The 616-nt window shown below is 72.6% G+C and carries 1 protein-coding gene; it reads left to right on the top strand.

Translation table 11 applies throughout. From position 1 onward, the window contains the following. A partial coding sequence (locus ACFO3O_RS22595) for an SGNH hydrolase domain-containing protein (RefSeq protein ID WP_379983077.1) occupies positions 1–601 on the top strand: 601 nt, incomplete at its 5' end. Between the last annotated feature and the right edge of the window lie 15 nt (positions 602–616).

Raw genomic sequence — 616 nt, 5'->3', positions numbered from 1 at the left:
TGAGGAGGGCGACGATCCCAGCCCCGACGGCGAGTCGCCCTCGTCGGAGATCGTGCAGGGCGGCGAGGAAGACGGGGGCGACGGTGACGGGGGCGAGGACGAGGCCACCAACGTCGCTGCCGGCCCCGGCGCGACTTGGCTGACCCGGCTCGAGGACGCGATGGCCGGTGACCAGGTGCTGTCGCTGCCCTACGGCGACCCCGACGCGGAGCGGTCCATCGCCCTGATCGGCGGGTCGCACGCGGAACACTGGCTGCCCGCCCTCCACGTCCTCCCCCGGGACCACCCCTTCCGGATCGAGGTGTTCGTCAAGGTCGGCTGCCCGGCGAAGCTCCCGATCGGCGACGACGGCTGGGTCGGCGAGTGCGAGGAGTGGACGCTCAACGTGCTCGCCGCCCTCGATGCGGCGCGCAAGCGGACCCTGCTGGAAGCGATGGCCGACGCCATCGAGGCCGCCGCGCCGGACATCCTCGATGCGAATGCCCGCGACCTGGCCGCGGCCGTCGCGCAGCGCGGCCCGGATGATCGACATGCCGGGCGTGATCCCCGACCCGGCCGCGAGCAGCAGCAGGTCGGCAAGTCGGGGGCCAAGCGGGCTTAGGAAGACAAAAGGAAA

It is taken from the genome of Dokdonia ponticola (assembly GCF_042653865.1).
Lineage (GTDB): Bacteria > Bacteroidota > Bacteroidia > Flavobacteriales > Flavobacteriaceae > Dokdonia > Dokdonia ponticola.
This window is presented reverse-complemented; position numbering and strand designations above follow the sequence as displayed.